We start from the raw sequence: 377 nt of genomic DNA on the forward strand, positions 1-377 counted from the left end.
ATGGTATAAGATAAAGCGAGAGAAATGTTTAGATTCGGAAATCCGGAATATTTATGGTTGTTCATCGCCATGCCTTTGTTGCTGGCAGTGTACATTTACCTGAACATCAGAAAGCGTAAAGCGGTACAAAAGATGGGTACGCTTTCCACGCTCAAGATGATGATGCCCGAATTGTCACTGAAACGTTCCTACCTTAAATTCTGGCTTATATTTGCCGCACTCTGTACAGGAATTTTCATGATCGCCCGTCCACAGTTCGGCACGAAAGTGGAAACGGTAGAGAAGGAGGGAATAGAACTGGTGATCGCGATGGATGTATCCAACTCCATGATGGCCCGGGATGTCTCTCCCGACAGGCTGTCACGTGCCAAACAGAT

The 377-nt window shown here is 46.2% G+C and carries 1 protein-coding gene; it reads left to right on the forward strand.

Features of this window, described 5'->3' with window-relative positions:
* Positions 1–24: 24 nt before the first annotated feature.
* The coding region (locus tag B3Z75_RS05920) for a BatA domain-containing protein (RefSeq protein ID WP_294068631.1) at positions 25–377 on the forward strand (353 nt) is incomplete at its 3' end.

Origin of the sequence: Proteiniphilum sp. UBA1028 (assembly GCF_002316955.1) — a bacterium.
Classification (GTDB): domain Bacteria; phylum Bacteroidota; class Bacteroidia; order Bacteroidales; family Dysgonomonadaceae; genus Proteiniphilum.